The following is an 18809-nucleotide window of genomic DNA, read 5'->3' as shown; positions in this document are numbered from 1 at the left end:
TCGCTATTTGTTAGGAGTACCACCATGGCCTGGGACTTTCAGACCGACCCTGAATTTCAAGTGGAGCTGGACTGGATCGATCGGTTCGTCCGCACCGAAGTCGAACCCCTCGATCATGTGCTGGGCAGCCCGTGGAACATCCATGATCCGCTGTTCAAGCAGTTGGTCAAACCGCTGCAGGCGCAGGTCAAGGCGCGCAAATTGTGGGCGTGTCATTTGGGGCCGGAACTTGGGGGCGCCGGTTATGGCCAGGTGCGCCTGGCCTTGATCAATGAGATTCTCGGGCGCTCGCTGTTCGGTCCGATTGTATTTGGCTGCCAGGCGCCGGACTCGGGTAACGGCGAAATCCTTGCGCACTACGGCACCCCGGCGCAGAAGCAGCGTTACCTGCAACCCTTGCTCGACGGTGACATCGTGTCCTGCTTCGCCATGACCGAACCCCAGGGAGGTGCGGACCCGGCCGTTTTTACCACTCAAGCGGTGCGCGATGGGGATGACTGGGTGCTCAGCGGCGAAAAATGGTTTGCCTCCAATGCCCGCTATGCCGCGTTTTTCATCGTGATGGCGGTCACGGATAAGTCGGTCTCGGTCTACGAAGGCATGTCGATGTTTATCGTTCCCGCCGACGCCCCCGGGGTTCACATTATCCGCAACGTGGGTATCGCCGATGATCCGGCGGCAACCCACGCCTACCTGTCATTCGATAACGTGCGAGTACCTGCAACCGACATGCTCGGTGCGCCGGGACAGGCGTTTGTTGTGGCCCAGGTACGTCTGGGCGGCGGTCGCGTGCACCATGCCATGCGGGTGATCGGGCAGGCACAGAAAGCCCTGGATGCGCTGTGCGAGCGGTCCCTGTCGCGCAGTACCCAGGGCAGCCGCTTGGCGGACAAGCAAATGGTCCAGGAAAAAATTGCCGACTCATGGATCGAGCTGGAGCAGTTTCGCTTGTTGGTGATGCGTACAGCCTGGCGTATCGACCACTATCAGGATTACAAGCGGGTGCGCAAAGACATCGCTGCGGTGAAGTCCATCATGCCCAAGGTGCTGCATGACATCGCCGCCCGCGCCCTGCACGTGCACGGCTCGTTGGGGGTCAGTGAAGAAATGCCGTTTACCGGGTACATCGTCCGCTCCTTCCAGATGGGCCTGGCCGACGGACCGACCGAGGTGCACAAAGTCACGGTGGCGAAGCAGCTGCTTCGCGACTATCTGCCCTGCGACGAACTCTTCCCCGATTATCACCGACCCACTGCTGCGGCCCGTGCCCGGGAAAAGTACGCCGAGGTGTTGGCCAGCCTGAGTGATCTGGAGCCATGAGCGACTGGCAGCCACTGGTAGACCTTGAGCGTCTGGCGCAGTGGATGGACACGATGGGCCTGGAAAGCGGACCCATCGAGGCGCCCCGGCGCTTGACAGGAGGCACGCAAAATTTGCTGCTGCGCTTTCGCCGGGGGGAGCGTGACTTTGTGCTGCGTCGGCCTTCTGCGGAACTGCGCGAAGTCGGCAGCAAAACCATTGCCCGCGAAGCACGTTTGCTCAAGGCGTTGGCCGGTTCCCGAGTGCCCCATGCCGGACTGATTGGCGATTGTTCCGACCAGAGCGTTTTGGGGGCAAGTTTCTACCTGATGGAGCCGGTGCAGGGCTTCAATCCCAATGATGCCGCTGGTTTGCCAGCGCCCCATGCCGAACAACCCGCACTGCGCCGGCGTATGGGCCTGGCCATGGTGGATGCGCTGTTACGACTGGGTGAGATTGATTACGAGGCGGTGGGGCTGGCGGACTTCGGGCGACCGGAGGGTTTTCATCAGCGCCAGGTTTCACGTTGGCTGGCTCAGCTGGACAGCGTCAAAGACTACCCGGGTTGGCCTGGTGCGGGTGGTCTGCCGGGCCTCGAACGCTTGGCCAACTGGTTGAACGAGCATTGCCCGCAACAGTTTCAGGCCGGCATCCAGCACGGTGACTTTCACCTCTCGAACGTGATGTTCCAATCCGGCAGTGGGGAGCTGGCGGCAATCGTCGATTGGGAACTGGCGACCATCGGCGACCCTTTGCTCGACCTGGCCTGGCTGGTGGTCACCTGGCCCGGTGCCGATGGTCGAGGCGCCGGCACAATCGAAGTGCACCCGTGGGACGGCTTTTGCAGCAGCGAAGAACTGATCGCCCACTATCGCGCCGGTAGTTCGCGTTCGTTGGCTGACTTCAACTGGTACCTGGTATTGGCCGGCTTCAAGCTCGGCATCTTCCTTGAAGTCAGCTATGCCCGTGCCTGTGCGGGCAAAGCCCCGAAGATCACCGGTGAAAAGCATCATGCCTCGGCGCTACTCCTTTTCGAGGCAGCGTTGCAGCGCATTGATCAAACAGCCTGACAAAACCCAAACAAAAGGAACAGCACATGCAACTGACCGGTAAGCGGATCATCGTCACGGGGGGCGCCCGCGGTATTGGCGCGGCAGTGGTCAAGGCCTTTGTGGAGGAGGGTGCCTATGTTGTCAGTCTCGACTTGGGCGAGACAGCCTCGATAACGGGTGACGGTGGTGGCTGGGCGCACACGCGAGTCTGCGACATCGCTGACAGCCAATCGGTGGACGCTGCCTTTGCCTGGGCCAACGAACAGCTCAACGGACTGGATGTGCTGGTGCATGCCGCGGGCATCGCACCCAATGCCAGCGCCGACAGCATCACGCTGGACGAGTGGGAAAAGGTCTTTGCGGTCAATACCCGTGGCACCTTCCTGACCAACCGAGCGGCCTATGAACTGCTCAAGGGCAGCGGCGGACGGATCATCAATTTCGCCTCTGCCGCAGGCGTACTTGGACAGCCGGGCAAAGCCCATTACGCCGCCAGCAAGGGCGCGGTGCTGGCCTGGACGCGTACGGTGGCGCGGGAATGGGGCCCATTGGGCATTACCGTCAACGCGATCGCTCCGGCGATGTGGACGCCAATGTACGACGCCACCCGCGCGAGTATGAGCGCCGAGCAATTGCAGCAACACGATGCGTACATGGCCGGCCAAGTGCCAATCGGCGGAAAGCTGGGTGAACCGGCCCGGGACCTGGCGCCCGTGCTGGTGTTTCTTGCCGGCGATGGTTCGCGGTTTGTCACCGGTCAGACGTTGGTGATTGACGGCGGGATGATGATGCTCAGTTGAATGACAAGCGGTGTGCCTGGGTGAACCCGGCACACTTGCCTAGCGACCGCGGATCAGCTGCAAAAACTCCTGGCGGGTGTTGTACGATTCGCGGAACGCCCCGAGCATCACCGAGGTGCTCATCACCGAATTCTGCTTTTCCACACCGCGCATCATCATGCACATGTGTTTTGCCTCGATCACCACCGCCACCCCGGCGGCATCGGTCACCTGGGCAATGGCGTCGGCAATCTGGCGTGTCAGGTTTTCCTGAATCTGCAAACGGCGGGCGAACATATCGACAATCCGCGCGATTTTCGATAGCCCCAGGACTTTGCCCGTCGGTATATAGGCGACATGGGCCTTGCCAATAAACGGCAGCAAATGGTGTTCGCACAGGGAGTAAAGTTCGATGTCCCGGACGATGACCATCTCATCGTTGTCCGATTCAAACAGTGCGCCATTGACGATCTGTTCGAGGCTTTGCTGGTAGCCATGACACAGGTACTGCATGGCTTTTGCCGCACGCTTTGGTGTGTCCAGCAAACCTTCACGTTCTGGATTTTCACCTACGCCGTGGAGAATCTCACGGTAATTTCTGGCCAGTTCTTCGTTCATGGTTTGACCTTGTTGAATTAACCAACATCCCGGGCTGCACAATGTGCAGCCCGGGCAAGGCTTACAGTTGAGTGACGGCGATTTTGCTGTTGCTCTGGCTGGCATCATGGAACTGAGCGGTGTTGCCATTACGCCACTGCACCAGCAACTGCGCCTGACGCTGTTGCGCGTGGTCGAGGAACCGCTCTTTCACCGGACCATACCCGCGAACGCTTTCAGGCAGCTCTACCAATTCTTGAGCCAGGGCCTGCTTTTCGACACTCAAACCCGTCAGCACTAAGTCGAGGATGCATTCGTAGTTCGCCAACCAGTTGCGTTCCACCTTGCGCTCATGGGTATGGCCGAACGGATCGAGCCAGGTGTTGCGCAGGAACTTGAGCTTGGCCAGCAGCTTGAAGCCTTGCAGCATCCACGGACCGAAACTGCGTTTTTTCGGTTCGCGGCCGGAGCCGTTATCGTTCAGCAGCGGTGGCGCCAGATGGAAGCGCAGGCGGTAATCGCCCTCGAAGCTGGCCTGGATTTTTTCCAGAAACTGTCCGTCGGTAAACAGACGGGCTACTTCATATTCATCCTTGATGGCCAGCACTTTGAAGTAGTAACGGGCAACACTCGCCGACAGCTTGCCGGGTTGTCCGAACAGTGCGGTTTCCGCCTTGATGAATTGCTCGACACGATACCGGTAGCGTTGGGCATAGGCGTAGTTCTGGTACGCAGTGAGAAACTCCATGCGCCGTTCCAGCGTTTCTTCCAGGCTTTGTGACAGTAAGCGGTCCGGGCTTTGCACCTTGCCGGCTTCCAGATTGCGTAATACCCGCGGCAGGTCATGGGCGCTGCACCGGCCCCAGTCAAAGGCAGAGAGGTTGAAGGGCACTGCCGTGCCGTTCAGTTCTATGGCCTGTAGCAGCGCTGCTTTACCCACCGGTAACCAACCTTTCTGGTAGGCATAGCCAAGCATGAAGGTGTTGGTGGCAATCGAGTCGCCCATCAACGCAGTGGCAATTTTGCTTGCGTCGATAAAGTTCGCCTGGTCCGAGCCCACCGCTTCGGCAATTTGTGCCGACATGCTTTGGGTCTGGAATTTCGGATCTGGGTGCTTCAGCAAATCACCGCTTTCCGCTTGCTGAGCGAAGGTGCGCACAAAGGCGCTGGTGATGCTTTCCTCGCTGTTGATCAATGCATGGGTAACACCGTGACGCAGCTTGGACAGGGTTTCGGTGTTGGCGCTGACCACCAGGTCGCAGCCCAGTAGCAAGGCCGCTTCACCTTCGGCAATCCGGGGTGCAAACAACTGTTCCTGGTGCGCGGCAATGCGAATGTGCGACCACACCGCACCGCCTTTTTGTGCCATGCCGGCCATGTCCAGATTGAGCGTGCCTTTGCCTTCGATGAACGCCGCCATCCCCAGCAGTGCGCCGATGGTCACCACGCCCGTACCACCCACGCCAGTGACCAAGATGCTGTAAGGCTCATCCAGCGCTACGGTCGCGGGCGTCGGCAAATCCCACGCGTCATCCTTCGCGGCCGCCAGGGCTTTGGGTTTGCGCAAGGAGCCACCTTCGACCGTGACAAAACTCGGGCAAAAACCGTTGAGGCAGGTGAAGTCTTTGTTGCAAGAGGACTGGTCAATTTCACGCTTGCGGCCGTACTCGGTTTCCACCGCCACGACCGACATGCAGTTGGACTTGCTGCTGCAATCGCCACAGCCTTCACACACTGCCTCGTTGATCACCACCCGGCGTGCCGGGTCCGGGAATTTGCCGCGTTTACGACGCCGACGTTTTTCCGCAGCACAGGTCTGGTCATAGATGATTGCCGACACGCCCTTGAACTGGCGCAACTGTTCCTGCACTTCGTCCATCTTGTCGCGACGCAGCACCGGCACGCCGTCTGCCAGATCACGGATGTGCTGGTATTTCTCGACATCGTCACTGACCACCACCAGACGCTGCACGCCTTCGGCCGCAAGCTGTCGACTGATTTGCGCCACGCTGAGGCTGCCGTCCACCGGTTGTCCACCGGTCATGGCCACGGCATCGTTGTAGAGAATCTTGTAGGTGATTTGCACCTTGGCCGCGATGGCGGCCCGGATCGCGAGAATGCCGGAATGGAAATAGGTGCCATCGCCGAGGTTGGCAAAAACATGCTCGGTCTTGGTAAACGGCGCCTGTCCGATCCACGCCACGCCTTCGCCGCCCATTTGGCTGAACGTCTGGGTCTCTGGATAGATCCATGCCGCCATGTAGTGGCAGCCAATACCGGCCAACGCACGGCTGCCCGCCGGGACTTTGGTCGAGGTGTTGTGTGGGCAACCGGAGCAGTAGTGGGGCACGCGCTCCATCAGGTTACTGAACTGGCCTTTACTGGCCAGTTGTGCGTCCAGCACCGCCAGGCTCACTTGCAGCGGACCGTTCTGATGCAGGCGCAAAATACGCTTGGCCAAAGCACGGGCGATCATTGCCGGCGTCAGGTCGTTTACCGCTGGCAGCAGCCAACCGGTGTGCGGCAGGCTCCACTCGCCCTTGTCGTCAAACTTGCCGACGATGCGCGGACGCACGTCTTCACGCCAGTTGTAGAGTTCTTCCTTCAGCTGGTACTCGATCATGTGGCGTTTTTCTTCCACCACCACAATCTCTTCCAGGCCTTCGGCGAACTGCCGAACGCCTTCAGCCTCCAGCGGCCAGACCATACCGACCTTGTACACGCGCAGGCCGATTTGCTGTGCCAGGGCTTCGTCGATGCCCAAGATTTTCAGCGCCTGACACACGTCGAGGTAGGATTTTCCGGATGTGATAATGCCGATTCGCGCTTTCGGTGAATCCATCACGATGCGGTCGATGCGGTTGGCTCGGGCGTAGGCGAGGGCGGCGTACAGCTTGTGCTCCAGCAGCCTCTGTTCCTGCGCGAGGGGCGGATCCGGCCAACGAATATTCAGGCCGCCTTCCGGCAATGGGATGTCCGGGATAATGGGCTGAACGCGATGGATGTCGATATCGACAACGGCCGCGCTTTCCACAGTATCCGCCACGGCCTTGAGTGCGACCCAGCAGCCTGAGTAACGCGACATGGCCCAGCCGTGCATGCCGTAGTCGAGGTATTCCTGAACGCCGGACGGTGCCAGTACCGGCATCATCACCGCTTTGAAAATATGCTCGGTCTGGTGCGGCAGCGAGGAGGAACGAGCGCCGTGGTCATCACCGGCAATCGCCAATACACCGCCGAATTGCGACGTACCGGCAGCGTTGGCGTGACGGAACACATCGCCGCAACGGTCGACGCCAGGACCTTTGCCGTACCACATGCCGAACACGCCGTCATAGGTGGCGCCTTCAAAGATGTTGACCTGCTGTGTGCCCCAGATCGACGTGGCGGCAAGGTCTTCGTTCATGCCTGGATGGAACACCGTGTGGTGCTCCTTGAGATAGTCCCGGGCCTTCCACAATGCCTGGTCGAAACCACCCAACGGCGAGCCGCGGTAGCCGGAAATGAACCCGGCGGTGTTCAAGCCATTGGCCAAATCGCGTTGGCGCTGCATCAGGGGCAGACGCACCAGCGCCTGAATCCCGGTGAGTAAAACTTTTCCGCTGTGCTGGATGTATTTGTCATCCAGGGACGGGGACGCACTCATGCTCATCCTCCAGGCTTTATTGTCGTGGCGGCGCCGGGAGAGTGGCGTTGCCTAGTTATTGAGCCGAGTCTAGGGAGCGGTTTTGTCATCGTAAAATCACAAAAACTGCGTTTCGGTATTGGTTATTCAAATAGCGTTTCAATCGCCGATCAGCCCCTGATGGTGCCCCGTTTTTTTGCTTAGCATTTTCTGTTCCTCACGGCTTCCGAGCATTTCGCCAATAGCGAAATGCATTTCAGCAATGTTCTCAGGCGTTGTGTCCAAACCACCCCGTCCCGTCTACTTCAGTCCATACCGAAAGCCCTCCAGCCAGTGCTCATAGACGCAGTTAACACGGCCCGGCGCTTCGGCAGCCAATAACAACAAGAAAGGAATGGGAGTGTTGATGATCGACGCAAAACTAAAGCCGTTAAGCCTGGCTGTCTGGCTCAGCGTGACTGGATGTGCTTTGTCTGTTGGCAACAGTCAGGCTGCCGAGTTTGATACTGGCAATCCGGACCTGACCGCGCGCTGGGACAACACCGTTCGCTACAACCTCGGCGTGCGAGCTGAGGGGCGTGACAATGCCTTGGCCAACAACGCCACCTACGACGAATCTGATTCCAAGTTTGATAAAGGCGATGTGGTGACCAATCGCGTCGACCTGATGAGCGAAATGGAGGTGGCCTATAAGAAGTACAACGGCTTTCGCATCAGTGGCGCTGCCTGGTACGACCAGGCGTACGAAGACACCGATGTCGAAACCAGCGATGGCAATGTCTTCTACCCCGGCGCATTTCCGGGTAAGAGTACGCCGAGCTATACCAACGGCCATTACTCCAACTTTACCAAGCGCTACCACCGCGGACCCAGCGGCGAGTTGCTGGACGCCTTTGCGTTTACCCGCTTTGATCTCGGGGAAATCCCGGTTAGCGTGCGTGCCGGTCGGCATACGGTGTATTGGGGCAATGGCCTGTTGATTGCCGGGCATGCCATTTCCTACTCACAAGCGCCGCTGGACGGGCGTAAGGCCGTGAGTAACCCCGGCACCGAGACGCGCGAAATCTTCCTGCCGTTGACGCAGATTTCCACCCAGGCGCAAGTCACCGACAAGTTGTCGCTGGCGGCGCAATATTTCTTCGAATGGGACACCACTCGCGCGCCTGAAGGCGGCACGTATCTGGCCTCCGCCGACATTGCCCTGCAAGGGCCGGACCGCTTGCCGTTGTTCAGCGGTGTCACACGGCCATTGATCGATCCGCTCAAGCCCAAGGACGAGGGCAACTGGGGCGTGATGGGTACCTACAGCTTCGACTATCTGCACTCGGAAGTCAGCCTGTACTACCGCGAGTTCGATGACTACAACCCGTGGGGCCTGCAAGTGGCGCCGACTTTCGCCCGCTACGTTTACGCCAACAACGTCAAGCTTTATGGCCTGGGTTACTCCGCAGGACCGGTACTGGGTGGCGGCTCCGTGGGGGTAGACCTGTCGTATCGCCAAAACACTTCCCTGATCTCCAGCAACATCAGCACCCTCGACAACGAGGGCGCCCGAGGTGATACCTGGCACCTAGTGGTCAACAGCCTTTGGTTGCTGCCGCGTACCAATTACTTCGACACCGGCAGCCTGATCACCGAAATGGCTTTCAGTCATGTGGAGCGGGTGACCAAACATGAAGAGCTGTTCAAGGGCGAAGGCTACGGTGGCTGCCCGACGGGGCAGGACAAGCACTTCGGCTGTGCCACCGACAATTATGTCGGCCTTGCCGTCAGCTTTGCGCCGCAGTGGCTAGGGGTGTTCCCCGGCTGGAACATTTCCACCCCCATGAGCGTGGATTACGGCGTCAGCGGCAATGCCGCCACAGGAGGAGGCAACGAAGGCAAATACACCTGGAAGGCCGGTGTGAAGGGCACCTACGACGAGCGCATGGACGTGACTCTGTCTTATATCGGCTACGGCAGCGAACGCCATTACGCAGATGTCAACGGCGTCGGCAAAACCGTCGTCGGCGGTTCCGGTGACGTGGGCCTGACCGATCGTAACTGGGTCTCCCTGACCGTCAGCACAGCGTTCTAAACCGCCCCTGAAATGCAATGCAGTGATCACCGGGCTCGGTGATCACCCATCTGAATGGAGAAGGTCATGAAGATTAATTCTTATGCGATAGGCCTGGTGGCCATCGCTTTGGCGGGGTCGGCGGTGGCCGATGAGAGCTTTACCGCAGCGGACCTGGGCAGCAAGCTCACGGAGTTTGGTTCGATTGTCGCCGGCAACGCGGCAGGCACTATTCCGGCGTACGACGGTGGTCTGAAAGTCCCTGCCGGTATGGTGCCTGGCGACGGGATATGGCCGAACCCGTTTGCCAATGAAAAACCACGCTTGCGCATTACTGCAAGCAATGCAGATCAGTACGCTGACCAGATGACGGCAGGGCAGTTGAAGCTGCTCAAAAAATATCCCGACACTTATTACCTTGAGGTGTACCCCACCCACCGGACAGCTGCCTTTCCAGCAAATTTCCTGGCAGCCACCCAACGCAACGCCACCCGTAAAGACTGCAAAACCGAGAATGATGGTCTGTCGATCAGCGAAGCGTGCCGTGGCGGTCTGCCGTTCCCGCTGCCGCGCGATGGCCGCGAGGTGATGTGGAACTACATCCTCAATTACCAAGGCGTGAATGGCTGGGACTGGAACCACAGTGCCTATGTGGTCAATGAGGGTCATGTGACGTTGACCAACACAAACCGTTCCACCGGCGAAAAACCTTTCTATCAACTGGATGTACCGGGGCGCGATCCGAAAATTGCGCAGCGTATCTGGTCGCACGTTGTCGCACCGGCCCGAACCGCCGGGCAGGCATCCGGGTATTGGGATTACCTCGACCCGGTCACCGACTCCCGCTACGCCTGGAGCTACAGCACCGGCCAGCGGCGTGTGCGCAAGGCTCCGGAGTTCAACTACGACACCCCTAACTCGGCGTTCGGCGGGGTAGCGTTCTACGACGAAATCTTCCTGTTCTCCGGGAAGATGGACCGCTTTGACTGGAAGTTGGTGGGTAAGAAAGAAATGCTGATTCCCTACAGCAACTACACGCTGAAATGGGGTTGCGACATGGAGAAAAAACTCATGCCCAACCACATCAACCCCGCCTGTGAGCGCTGGGAGCTGCACCGTGTTTGGGTAGTGGAAGCGACCCGCAAGGACGGCGTGCGCCATGCGCAGAAAAAGCGTCGCTACTACATCGACGAAGACACCTTTGGTGCTGCTGTCTACGACGCCTGGGACGACAGCGGTGCGCTGTTCCGTACCGGCTCGCAGTACAACATCGAGGCTTACGGTATTCCAAACAATCCGCAACAGGATTCCTACTCGTTGTACGACTTCACCCGTGATCAGTACGGCATGTTCGGCAACGGCCCTACACGCTACCGCCAGGAGCCGGTCGCTGAGCGTGAAGCCAACCCACAGACCATCGCTGGTGGTCAAACCCGCTGACATCGTGCGCCCTTTTCGGCGTTCGCCTCGAACGCCGATTTTTTTCTTCGTTCCCGAGACATCTTTATGAGCGAGATTCTGAAACGCCTGGACGGCAAAGTCTGCGTGATCACTGGCGCGGGCAGCGGCATTGGTCGCGCTTCGGCACTGCGCTTTGGTATGGAAGGCGCCACCGTGGTGGTCACCGATCTTTTCGCCGAATCGGCGCAGGCCGTGGCGGCTGAGATCGGCGTCAATGCCCTGGCATTGCAAGTGGATGTCGGCCAGGAAGACGCCCTGCGGGAGATGGTTGAACAGACCGTCCAGACCTTCGGCCGTATCGACGTGCTGTTCAATAATGCGGTGTACCGAAACCCGGCCACCACCCGCGATATCGACTTCATCAACTTCAACACCGAACTGTTCCACAACTGCATGCGTGTCAACGTGCTGGGCGGTGTCTTGGCCTGCAAATACGCCTTGCCGCACATGCTCGCTCAAGGCAACGGTTCGATTCTGTTCACGTCGTCCACTAGCTCGATTGCCGGGGAAATCTCCCAGTTCAGCTACGGCGCCTCCAAGGCTGCGCTCAATTGGTACGTGCAAACCATTGCCGCCACCTTTGGTAAACGCGGCATTCGTTGCAACGGCATTTTGCCGGGGGTCATTCGAACACCGGCCATGGAAAGCTGGGCCAACGAGGCCATGAAGGCCGCTTTTCTCGACCTGCAAAACGTACCGCAACTGGGCGAGCCAGAAGACATCGCCGCCATGGCCGCATTCCTCGCCAGCGACGATGCCGCCTACGTGAACGGTACGCTGATGCGCGTCGATGGCGGCATGAGTTGCGGCACGCCGATGGTGCCGGTGGTGCGTAACTTCCTGCTACCCCAGGCCTCGGCCTGATTCCGCCCCTTTCACTGCTGTGGAGCCCTTTTTATGGCACTCGAACAGGAACGTTTCATTCTTGACATGCTAGCTGCCTGGGGCGATGGCAGCGACGGCAGCCGCCCGGATATCGAACGCATCATGGCCACGTTCGCCGATGACGCCGTCTGGCAACTGTGGGTGCCCGGAGGACCGCTGATCCGCGGGCGCGAGGCGTTGCGCAAAGAGATAGAACGGCAGATGAGTTATGTCACCCATAACCGATGCACCACGCGGCACATCGTCTCTTCGGAGCGGGTGGTGATGACTGAGCGCGACGATTATTGCGTAAACAACGGTGTTCCCATGCCGCACTCGATGGTGGCGGTGTATGAGCTGGACGAGCACGGGCTTATCTGTGCCTGGCGCGAGTACCTGGACACTGCCGACCTGGCGAAGAAAAAGGGCGTGTCGCTAGAACATGTGGGCGGGCCGAACGCTGGTGTTATCAGTAGCCATTGATAGCGGCGCTGGACAGCAGCGCCTGGAGGAGAGACCTATGCCAACTACAAATACGACCTGTGATCCGGTAGAAGAAAAATTGCGTACCTTCGTCGAAGGGCTGTTGGGCGGGAAGGTCATGGCCATGCATCGCCTGCTGCGCTGGCGTCCTGCCTGGAACCTTGAGCTGCAACGCGATGGCGAAACCCTTCAGTTGCATATTCGTGGCGAGCGCGGTGGGGATGTCAGCCCATTCCCGGATTTGCGCCGGGAGGCGGATATTCTCTCTTTGCTCGGTCAGCAAGGCGTGCCCGTACCGCATATCTACGGCTTTTGCGAAGACCCGCAAGCGATCTTGATGCAGTTGGTGCCGGGTAGCCGTGACGTCCGCACAGCGAAGAATGATGTTGAACGTCATGGGGTTGCACGCCAGTGGGTCGACGCCATGGCGCGAATGCACCAACTGCCATTGCAACCCTTTATTGATCAGGGTATTAGCCTGCCGAAAAGTGCCGAGGACATCACTTTGGCTGGGCTGGAAGCCTATTACCCGCTGTATGCGCGCAATAAAACTAGGCCTCAGCCTCTGGCCGAATTCGCTCTCGGTTGGCTACGGCGCAATGTGCCACAACACCGTACCCGACCTTCTTTCGTTCAGTACGATTCGGGGCAGTTTCTGTTCGAGAACGGCCAGGTGCATGGCCTCTACGATTTTGAGTTCGCCATGATCGGCGATCCTCTGGCCGACCTGGCTTCGGCGCGCATGCGCGACAATTACGAACCGCTCGGGGACAGTTTTGCGGCCCTGTATAGCTACTATCAGCAAGTGACTGGCGAACCGGCGGAGCCTGATGTGGTGCGTTACCACACCGCGCTCTTCGCCACGGTCAGCACTATGCAGTTCTCGGCATCGGTGGCGACGCCACAGCCGGGTGACCCCCATGACACCTACACCGAATTTGATATCGCGCTGCGCCGGGTGGTGGTGCATGCGCTGGCCGAAGCCATGGGTATTGCCCTGGAAGTGCCGACGCTGGACATCGTCACCAACGGCCCGAATGCACAGCTGTTGACCATGCTGAGCGACGCCCTGGCGCAGGTGGAGGTCGGCAACGAATTTCAGCAAACCAAACTGCGTGCAGTGAGCAAACTGGTGGAATACCTGGGGCGCGGCGATGCCATGGAGTTGCACCTGCGCGCGCTGGAGCAACAAGAGGCGCAAGCCCTGCTGGATCGCACGTTCAGTGACTACGACGAGATCGAAGCGGCACTGGAAGCCTTTGTCAAAAGTGCCGGGCCGGAATACGACGAGCCTTTGCTGCGCCTGTTCATGGTGCAAATCGAGCGGCGCGTCCTGGTCTATGGCAGCACCGCCATTGGCGCCTCTGCCAGCCACATCGACCTGCCACCGGTCGATTGACGCGGTGCCATTTTCGCCCGGTGGCTGGCTACCGGGCCTTTGTATCCGGAGTGTTTATGTCAGTTCCTGATAGTGCCTTCCAGCATCGATATGGCCCGTGGGCAGTGATTGCCGGTGCCTCCCATGGCGTCGGTGCGGCCTTTGCCCACGCACTGGCCGAACGTGGCCTCAACTGCGTGCTGGTGGCACGCCGTGGCGACGTCCTGATGCGATTGAAAAGTGAGTTGGAGCAACGCTACGCCGTTGAAGTGCAGGTGGTGATCCAGGACCTGTCCCATCCCGATGCCTGCGAGCAATTGCTGGCGGCGGTCGGTGAGCGGCAAGTCGGCCTGTTTATCTACAACGCCGGTGGCGACCCTTTCATCACACGCTTTCTGGATACCTCGGCCGAGGGCTGGGGCGCCTTGTTGCGACTCAATAGCTTGACCGTCATGCAGTGCAGCCACGCGTTTGGTGCGGCCATGCTGGAGCGCGGTCGGGGTGGCTTGCTGTTGGTGGGTTCCCAGGCCGCCCTGGGCGGAATTCGCAAACTGGCGATGTACACCGCCACCAAGGGGTTCGCGCTCAACCTGGGTGAGTCGCTGTGGGCGGAATGGAAGGACCGGGGCGTGGATGTGCTCAATTTGCTCATCGGCACCGTCGATACACCGACCATGCGCGATGCCATGGTCAAGCTGAACATCCCCGATGCCTTGACCATGACCTTGCCCAAGGCTGATGACCTGGCACTGCTGGCGCTGTCGCAATTGGCCAACGGTCCGACGCTGATCCACCCGGAAGACACGCTCGTCCAGGACGCGATTGCACCGGGCGCGGCACGTCGCGTCCATGTGCTGAGCAAAAGTGCGGAAGCGGCTGTGTTTATCGGCAACGACTGAGGGCACCCACCATGAAAGGCTTTGACAACACAGAGTTTAAACGCGGCTGGCGGGTGCTGATCCTGGCGCTGGTCGGCGTTGCAACCAGTTCCAGTTCGTTGCTGCTGTACAGCTTCAGCTCCATGGTCATTCCCCTGGAACATGCCATGGGCTGGGGCAGGGCGGAGCTGCAAGCGGCGATCACCGCGCTGTCGTTGGGCACCATTGTCGCCTCGCAGTTGGCGGGCTGGCTCAACTTGCGGTATGGCTTGCGCCGGGTCACGTTGCTGTCTTTGTTGGCGTTGTCCCTGAGCGTCTTCACCCTGAGCTGCATCAGCGGCTCGATCTGGACCCTCTACCTGGGCTTTTTCCTGGTGCCACTGGCCGGATTGGGTACATTGCAGGTGACTTGGTCGCACCTGATCAACCTGTGGTTCGAGGAAAACCGCGGCCTCGCATTGGCGATCATTCTCAGCGGCTCCGGGCTGGCGGCGATTATCCTGCCGCTGATCACCGCTTGGGCGATCGGACGCTGGCAGTGGCAGGCGGGTTTTATGGCATTGGCCGTATTGCCGGTCCTGTTGGCATTGCCCTTGGCCTTACGCTGGTTAATGCCGAGCGCCGGGTTCAGCCAGCACACGGCACAACAGCCGGCCGCCAGCGAAGACACCGGTGGGTTGATGCTGCGGGACGCGCTACGGTCGTGGCGGTTCTGGGTGTGCAACCTGTCGATGACCTTGGTGGTGTCTTGCGTGGTCGGCATGGTCACCAACATTGTTCCGTTATTGCAGGACCGGGGTCTGAGCGCCTTGCAGGCCAGCCAGATTTTCAGCAGCTTCGGCGTGTCGCTGATTCTCGGTCGATTGCTGGTGGGCTACCTGATCGACCGGTTATGGGCCCCGGGTGTCGCCTCGCTGGCGCTGCTGATGCCGGCATTCGCCTGCGGCATTTTTGCCTACGGCGAATCCAGCATCACCCTGTACACCCTCGCCACGTTGTTGGTGGGGGTTGGTGCGGGGGCTGAGTTCGACATCGCAGCCTTCCTGATCGCTCGCTACTTCGGCATGCGTGACTACGGTCGCTTGTTTGGCGCACATCTGGGCTTGATAACCGCTGGCGCCGCGATCTCGCCGTTGCTGTTTGCGGGGTTGTTCAAACTCACCGGTGGCTACTCGGCCATGCTGCTGTTCAGCTTCATCTGCTTTGTCGTCGGTCCCCTGCTGCTCCTGACATTGGGTGGGTATCCGCGTTATCAGGCGCACTCTCTGGCGACGCGCTAGGCGCCTGCACTTGTAAATATATGGACAAATAATCAAAATATGTTCAACTAACACTCAAAGTGCAGCCTTAAAATAAAACAGACAAGGAGAATGCCATGCGTGCCGCAATCATTTCCGAGCGCAATGCGCCGCCGGTAGTTGGCGAGTTTCGTGAGCCGCAGCCGCAAGACGGCGCGGTACTGATCGATGTTGATACCGCTGGCCTGGGGGGATGGGATGTCCTTGGCGCCTACCGTCTCGGTGTTGAATACCCCTGTGTCATTCGCGGCGAAGGCGTGGGCCGTGCGCCGGATGGTCGACGGGTGTATTTCGGTGAACGCTCTGTCTTGCCGTTTGGTGCCTTCGCAGAACGAACCCTGGTGCCGCAAGCTGAAGTCTGGAATGTACCGGACGACGTAGACGATAAAACCGCAATCAGCATGGGCATCGCCGCGACCGGCGCCATCGTTCCCTTGGAAAAAGCAGCGATTCAGAAGGGTGAAAAGGTCCTGATTCTGGGCGCCACCGGCACGCTCGGCCAGATCGCCCTGCAACTGGCCCGCGGCATGGGGGCGGGCAAGGTGGTGGGTGCGGCGCGGTCGGCTGACGCGCTCGGGCGACTGAAGTCACGGGGCCTGGCCGACGCTGTAGTGACGCTGGGCGGCAGCGATGATGTCGCCGCGCTCAAGGACGCCGCCGATGGTGGATTTGATGTGGTGCTGGACCTGGTGTGCGGTCAGCCCATGTTGACTTCCCTGAAGGCAACCAACTGGGGCGCGCGCATCATGACCATTGGCACCGGGGCCGGTCGCCAGCTCAACTTGGACATTGCCGATCTTCTGTTTCGCAACTTGTCGTGCATCGGAACAGGCCAGCGTCCGCCTGCCGATCGTGAGCAGATCTGGCTGCGTTTGCTGAAGATAGCCAAGGAGCAGCAGATCCAGGTGGATTACCTCGATTTCACCCTCGACCAGGCGGCTGAAGCCTGGGCCGCTCAGGTCAATGGGCCCCACGCAAAAATTACCGCCACGATTCGTCGTTAAGGACTGAAACGCTGAAAGTTCCCTCGTCGGGGCGCTTTCAGCGCTGGCGCTGGTGACGAAACTCCTCCGGGGTAATGCCCATTTCCTTGCGGAATGCAGCACTGAAAGCGGCGGCATTGGTGAAGCCGGCCTCATAGGCAACCTGTTTGATCATCAACCGAGGGTCGGCCAGCAGGGCCATGGCTTTTTGCAGGCGATGTTGCGCTGCGTACTGGCGCAGGGTCATGCCCGTAGTGTTTTTGCAGCGGCTGGACAATGTCCGCAACGGCAAATCGCAGGCCAGTGCCAGGTCACGCAGTGAGCGGCCTTCGTCGCTCGTGGTATCGAGCAGCTCACGCAGAATGTTGAATTGCCGTGGGCTGAGTTTTTCAGCGTTGATCGGGGGACTGACGGACGTTTCGGGCGCGTCGATAAATTCGCGGCGCAGGTCCAGGGCAATGCTGGTGAGCAGGCATTCAGTCTGCAGTTCGCTGGCGAAGCCGGGGTTGGTCACCTCTTCGGCCAGGCGTTGCAAGTAAGTCTGCAGGTAGCCGCTTTGCAGGTTGAGCATGGCTTCGCTGACATTGTCCTGCCAGTTCCAGCGATAACTGCCTAGGACACCGAGCGAATTGGGATCGAACAAGCACACCAGTGCCTTTTGATCGCAAGCATCGTGACGCAGGTGAAAGGCGGTGCCATGGGGGATGAACAGCAACTTGCCCAAGGGCTGGAAGTGACGGGTGTCGTGGCTGGAAAAGCTGCCGCAATTGGGTTTGCTCTGAACCCCGGCTGGAAGCATCAGCCGCAGCAGGCAACTGTTGCCGGTTTCAATCAAGGCCGTGCCGGAGCCGGACCATTGCGCCTTTTCCACACGGATCTCGAACCCTTGCCTGGCCAGTGAAGCTTCAGTCAGGAAATTGCCTGACGCTTCACAGTCGTACTCGCTGTAGTGGATTGCGCTCATTTTTCAACCTTCAGCCATTTTTATTGTTGGTGCTGAAATTCGAAGGGTAACGATAGGTAGAACAGCTCCCTGGTCTTGAGTGTACCCAGCACGCGGACTGAGCTGTTTCATATATTCAGACGCCAGGTATCAGAAAATCAGATGACAAAAGGCAAAGATATTTCAATGCGCCAGCTGCGTTATTTTGTGGCCGCCGCCGATGCCGGGCAGTTTTCCCAGGCGGCATTGAAGGCGCATGTATCGCAGTCGGCAATCACCGCGGCGGTGCTGCATCTGGAACACTCCATGGGTGTCAGCCTGTTCGATCGCCTGCCCCACGGCGTGACCCTGACCGCTGAAGGCAACAAGTTTTCCCAGCATGCGCGGCACATCCTCGACACCCTGCAGGACGCGCTCAGCGAGCCGCTGTTTCTTGGCCATGCCATGCAGGGAACCGTGCGCGTGGGTGCCTCCTACACCGTACTCGGTTATTTTCTGCCGGCACTGCTGGCCCGTTTCAAACGCAGTTACCCGCAGGTCGAGATCGACCTCGTCGACATGGACCGCCAGAGCATTGAAGAAGCCTTGGGCAATGGCGACCTTGACCTGGGCCTGACGATTGTCTCCAACACACCGAACCTGGAGGGGCTGGCCCATCAGGTCCTGATTCGCTCCCGCCGCCAGCTCTGGCTGGCCAGTCAGCACCCGCTGATGTCGGCGCCTTCGATCAATCTCGAAGACGTCGCCGAGCATGCCTATATCCTCGCCACGGTAGATGAGGGGGAAATTTCAACGTCGCGCTATTGGGAGTCCCGTGGCCTGGCACCCAAAGTGGCCTTTCGCACCTCTTCCATGGAGGCATTGCGCGGCCTGGTGGGCCATGGTTTTGGGGTGACCATTCTCTCGGACATGCTTTACCGGGCCTGGTCCCTGGAAGGCAAGAAAATTGAAATCCGCCCGCTGGTAGACGTGATCCCGCCCATGGAACTCGGACTGATCTGGTTGCCCGATACCCGCTTGTCAGCACCGGCCCAGGCATTTCGGCAGTTCATGATCATGGCTTGCGCTTCGTAGTCTTGACCGTCGGCCAGGCGCACGGCGTTGCCTGGTTAT

General features: G+C 59.5%; 15 protein-coding genes. 12 read left to right on the top strand and 3 right to left on the bottom strand.

What is annotated here, in order from left to right; all coding sequences use genetic code 11:
* Positions 1–24: 24 nt before the first annotated feature.
* The 3 genes from BSF40_RS25675 to BSF40_RS25665 are packed head-to-tail and all read left to right on the top strand — an operon-like array spanning position 25 to position 3151.
* Positions 25–1320: an acyl-CoA dehydrogenase family protein gene (locus BSF40_RS25675; RefSeq protein ID WP_095967356.1), complete on the top strand. Its 1296-nt coding sequence runs from the start codon at positions 25–27 to the stop codon at positions 1318–1320.
* The gene (locus tag BSF40_RS25670; RefSeq protein ID WP_095967355.1) at positions 1317–2369 is read left to right on the top strand and encodes a phosphotransferase family protein; all 1053 of its coding nucleotides are present in this window, start codon (positions 1317–1319) and stop codon (positions 2367–2369) included. The genes BSF40_RS25675 and BSF40_RS25670 overlap by 4 nt, the downstream gene beginning before the upstream one ends.
* 26 nt (positions 2370–2395) lie before the next feature.
* Positions 2396–3151, top strand: coding sequence for an SDR family NAD(P)-dependent oxidoreductase (locus tag BSF40_RS25665; RefSeq protein WP_095967354.1), 756 nt, complete (start codon positions 2396–2398; stop codon positions 3149–3151).
* A 39-nt stretch (positions 3152–3190) separates the two neighbouring features.
* Here BSF40_RS25665 and folE read toward each other — a convergent pair whose 3' ends face one another.
* Both folE and BSF40_RS25655 read right to left on the bottom strand, forming a co-directional pair.
* Positions 3191–3748, bottom strand: coding sequence for a GTP cyclohydrolase I FolE (gene folE, locus BSF40_RS25660; RefSeq protein ID WP_095967353.1), 558 nt, complete (start codon positions 3746–3748; stop codon positions 3191–3193).
* A 61-nt stretch (positions 3749–3809) separates the two neighbouring features.
* Positions 3810–7373 (bottom strand): indolepyruvate ferredoxin oxidoreductase family protein, encoded by a 3564-nt coding sequence (locus tag BSF40_RS25655; protein ID WP_095967352.1) that lies wholly within the window; start codon positions 7371–7373, stop codon positions 3810–3812.
* Positions 7374–7758: 385 nt separating this feature from the next.
* Between BSF40_RS25655 and BSF40_RS25650 the strand changes: the two genes are divergently transcribed.
* From BSF40_RS25650 to BSF40_RS25615, 8 genes are all read left to right on the top strand, one after another.
* Entirely contained in the window at positions 7759–9429 is a 1671-nt protein-coding gene (locus BSF40_RS25650) for a DUF1302 domain-containing protein (protein WP_095967351.1), read from the top strand.
* 66 nt (positions 9430–9495) lie between these two features.
* Positions 9496–10848 carry a DUF1329 domain-containing protein gene (locus BSF40_RS25645; RefSeq protein ID WP_095967350.1) on the top strand — a complete coding sequence of 451 codons (1353 nt, stop codon included), beginning with the start codon at positions 9496–9498 and terminating at the stop codon, positions 10846–10848.
* Positions 10849–10914: 66 nt separating this feature from the next.
* Entirely contained in the window at positions 10915–11733 is an 819-nt protein-coding gene (locus BSF40_RS25640; protein ID WP_095967349.1) for an SDR family NAD(P)-dependent oxidoreductase, read from the top strand.
* A 33-nt stretch (positions 11734–11766) separates the two neighbouring features.
* Positions 11767–12216, top strand: a complete 450-nt coding sequence (locus tag BSF40_RS25635) for a nuclear transport factor 2 family protein (RefSeq protein ID WP_095967348.1) — start codon at positions 11767–11769, stop codon at positions 12214–12216.
* 37 nt (positions 12217–12253) lie between these two features.
* Positions 12254–13615 carry a phosphotransferase family protein gene (locus BSF40_RS25630; protein WP_095967347.1) on the top strand — a complete coding sequence of 454 codons (1362 nt, stop codon included), beginning with the start codon at positions 12254–12256 and terminating at the stop codon, positions 13613–13615.
* A gap of 56 nt (positions 13616–13671) precedes the next feature.
* Positions 13672–14493, top strand: coding sequence for an SDR family oxidoreductase (locus tag BSF40_RS25625; RefSeq protein WP_095967346.1), 822 nt, complete (start codon positions 13672–13674; stop codon positions 14491–14493).
* 11 nt (positions 14494–14504) lie between these two features.
* Positions 14505–15752, top strand: coding sequence for an MFS transporter (locus tag BSF40_RS25620; protein ID WP_095967345.1), 1248 nt, complete (start codon positions 14505–14507; stop codon positions 15750–15752).
* Positions 15753–15847: 95 nt separating this feature from the next.
* Positions 15848–16774, top strand: a complete 927-nt coding sequence (locus tag BSF40_RS25615; RefSeq protein ID WP_095967344.1) for a zinc-binding dehydrogenase — start codon at positions 15848–15850, stop codon at positions 16772–16774.
* A 37-nt stretch (positions 16775–16811) separates the two neighbouring features.
* On the opposite strand, the gene BSF40_RS25610 is transcribed toward BSF40_RS25615, so the two are convergent.
* The gene (locus tag BSF40_RS25610; RefSeq protein WP_095967343.1) at positions 16812–17717 is read right to left on the bottom strand and encodes an AraC family transcriptional regulator; all 906 of its coding nucleotides are present in this window, start codon (positions 17715–17717) and stop codon (positions 16812–16814) included.
* 141 nt (positions 17718–17858) lie between these two features.
* On the opposite strand from BSF40_RS25610, the gene BSF40_RS25605 reads away from it, so the two are divergent.
* The gene (locus tag BSF40_RS25605; RefSeq protein WP_095967342.1) at positions 17859–18770 is read left to right on the top strand and encodes a LysR family transcriptional regulator; all 912 of its coding nucleotides are present in this window, start codon (positions 17859–17861) and stop codon (positions 18768–18770) included.
* Positions 18771–18809: the final 39 nt, after the last annotated feature.

The sequence above is a fragment of the Pseudomonas sp. ACN5 genome, assembly GCF_002303975.1.
Taxonomy (GTDB): domain Bacteria; phylum Pseudomonadota; class Gammaproteobacteria; order Pseudomonadales; family Pseudomonadaceae; genus Aquipseudomonas; species Aquipseudomonas laurylsulfatiphila.
The sequence above is the reverse complement of the archived record's forward strand: the minus strand, read 5'-3'. Positions and strand labels throughout refer to the sequence as shown.

What these genes read in the sequence shown, in the direction of transcription:
- BSF40_RS25675 (WP_095967356.1), top strand. Translation starts at nt 25, where the DNA reads ATGGCCTGGGACTTTCAGACCGACCCTGAATTTCAAGTGGAGCTGGAC.
- BSF40_RS25670 (WP_095967355.1), top strand. Translation starts at nt 1,317, where the DNA reads ATGAGCGACTGGCAGCCACTGGTAGACCTTGAGCGTCTGGCGCAGTGG.
- BSF40_RS25665 (WP_095967354.1), top strand. Translation starts at nt 2,396, where the DNA reads ATGCAACTGACCGGTAAGCGGATCATCGTCACGGGGGGCGCCCGCGGT.
- folE (WP_095967353.1), bottom strand. Translation starts at nt 3,748, where the DNA reads ATGAACGAAGAACTGGCCAGAAATTACCGTGAGATTCTCCACGGCGTA.
- BSF40_RS25655 (WP_095967352.1), bottom strand. Translation starts at nt 7,373, where the DNA reads ATGAGTGCGTCCCCGTCCCTGGATGACAAATACATCCAGCACAGCGGA.
- BSF40_RS25650 (WP_095967351.1), top strand. Translation starts at nt 7,759, where the DNA reads ATGATCGACGCAAAACTAAAGCCGTTAAGCCTGGCTGTCTGGCTCAGC.
- BSF40_RS25645 (WP_095967350.1), top strand. Translation starts at nt 9,496, where the DNA reads ATGAAGATTAATTCTTATGCGATAGGCCTGGTGGCCATCGCTTTGGCG.
- BSF40_RS25640 (WP_095967349.1), top strand. Translation starts at nt 10,915, where the DNA reads ATGAGCGAGATTCTGAAACGCCTGGACGGCAAAGTCTGCGTGATCACT.
- BSF40_RS25635 (WP_095967348.1), top strand. Translation starts at nt 11,767, where the DNA reads ATGGCACTCGAACAGGAACGTTTCATTCTTGACATGCTAGCTGCCTGG.
- BSF40_RS25630 (WP_095967347.1), top strand. Translation starts at nt 12,254, where the DNA reads ATGCCAACTACAAATACGACCTGTGATCCGGTAGAAGAAAAATTGCGT.
- BSF40_RS25625 (WP_095967346.1), top strand. Translation starts at nt 13,672, where the DNA reads ATGTCAGTTCCTGATAGTGCCTTCCAGCATCGATATGGCCCGTGGGCA.
- BSF40_RS25620 (WP_095967345.1), top strand. Translation starts at nt 14,505, where the DNA reads ATGAAAGGCTTTGACAACACAGAGTTTAAACGCGGCTGGCGGGTGCTG.
- BSF40_RS25615 (WP_095967344.1), top strand. Translation starts at nt 15,848, where the DNA reads ATGCGTGCCGCAATCATTTCCGAGCGCAATGCGCCGCCGGTAGTTGGC.
- BSF40_RS25610 (WP_095967343.1), bottom strand. Translation starts at nt 17,717, where the DNA reads ATGAGCGCAATCCACTACAGCGAGTACGACTGTGAAGCGTCAGGCAAT.
- BSF40_RS25605 (WP_095967342.1), top strand. Translation starts at nt 17,859, where the DNA reads ATGACAAAAGGCAAAGATATTTCAATGCGCCAGCTGCGTTATTTTGTG.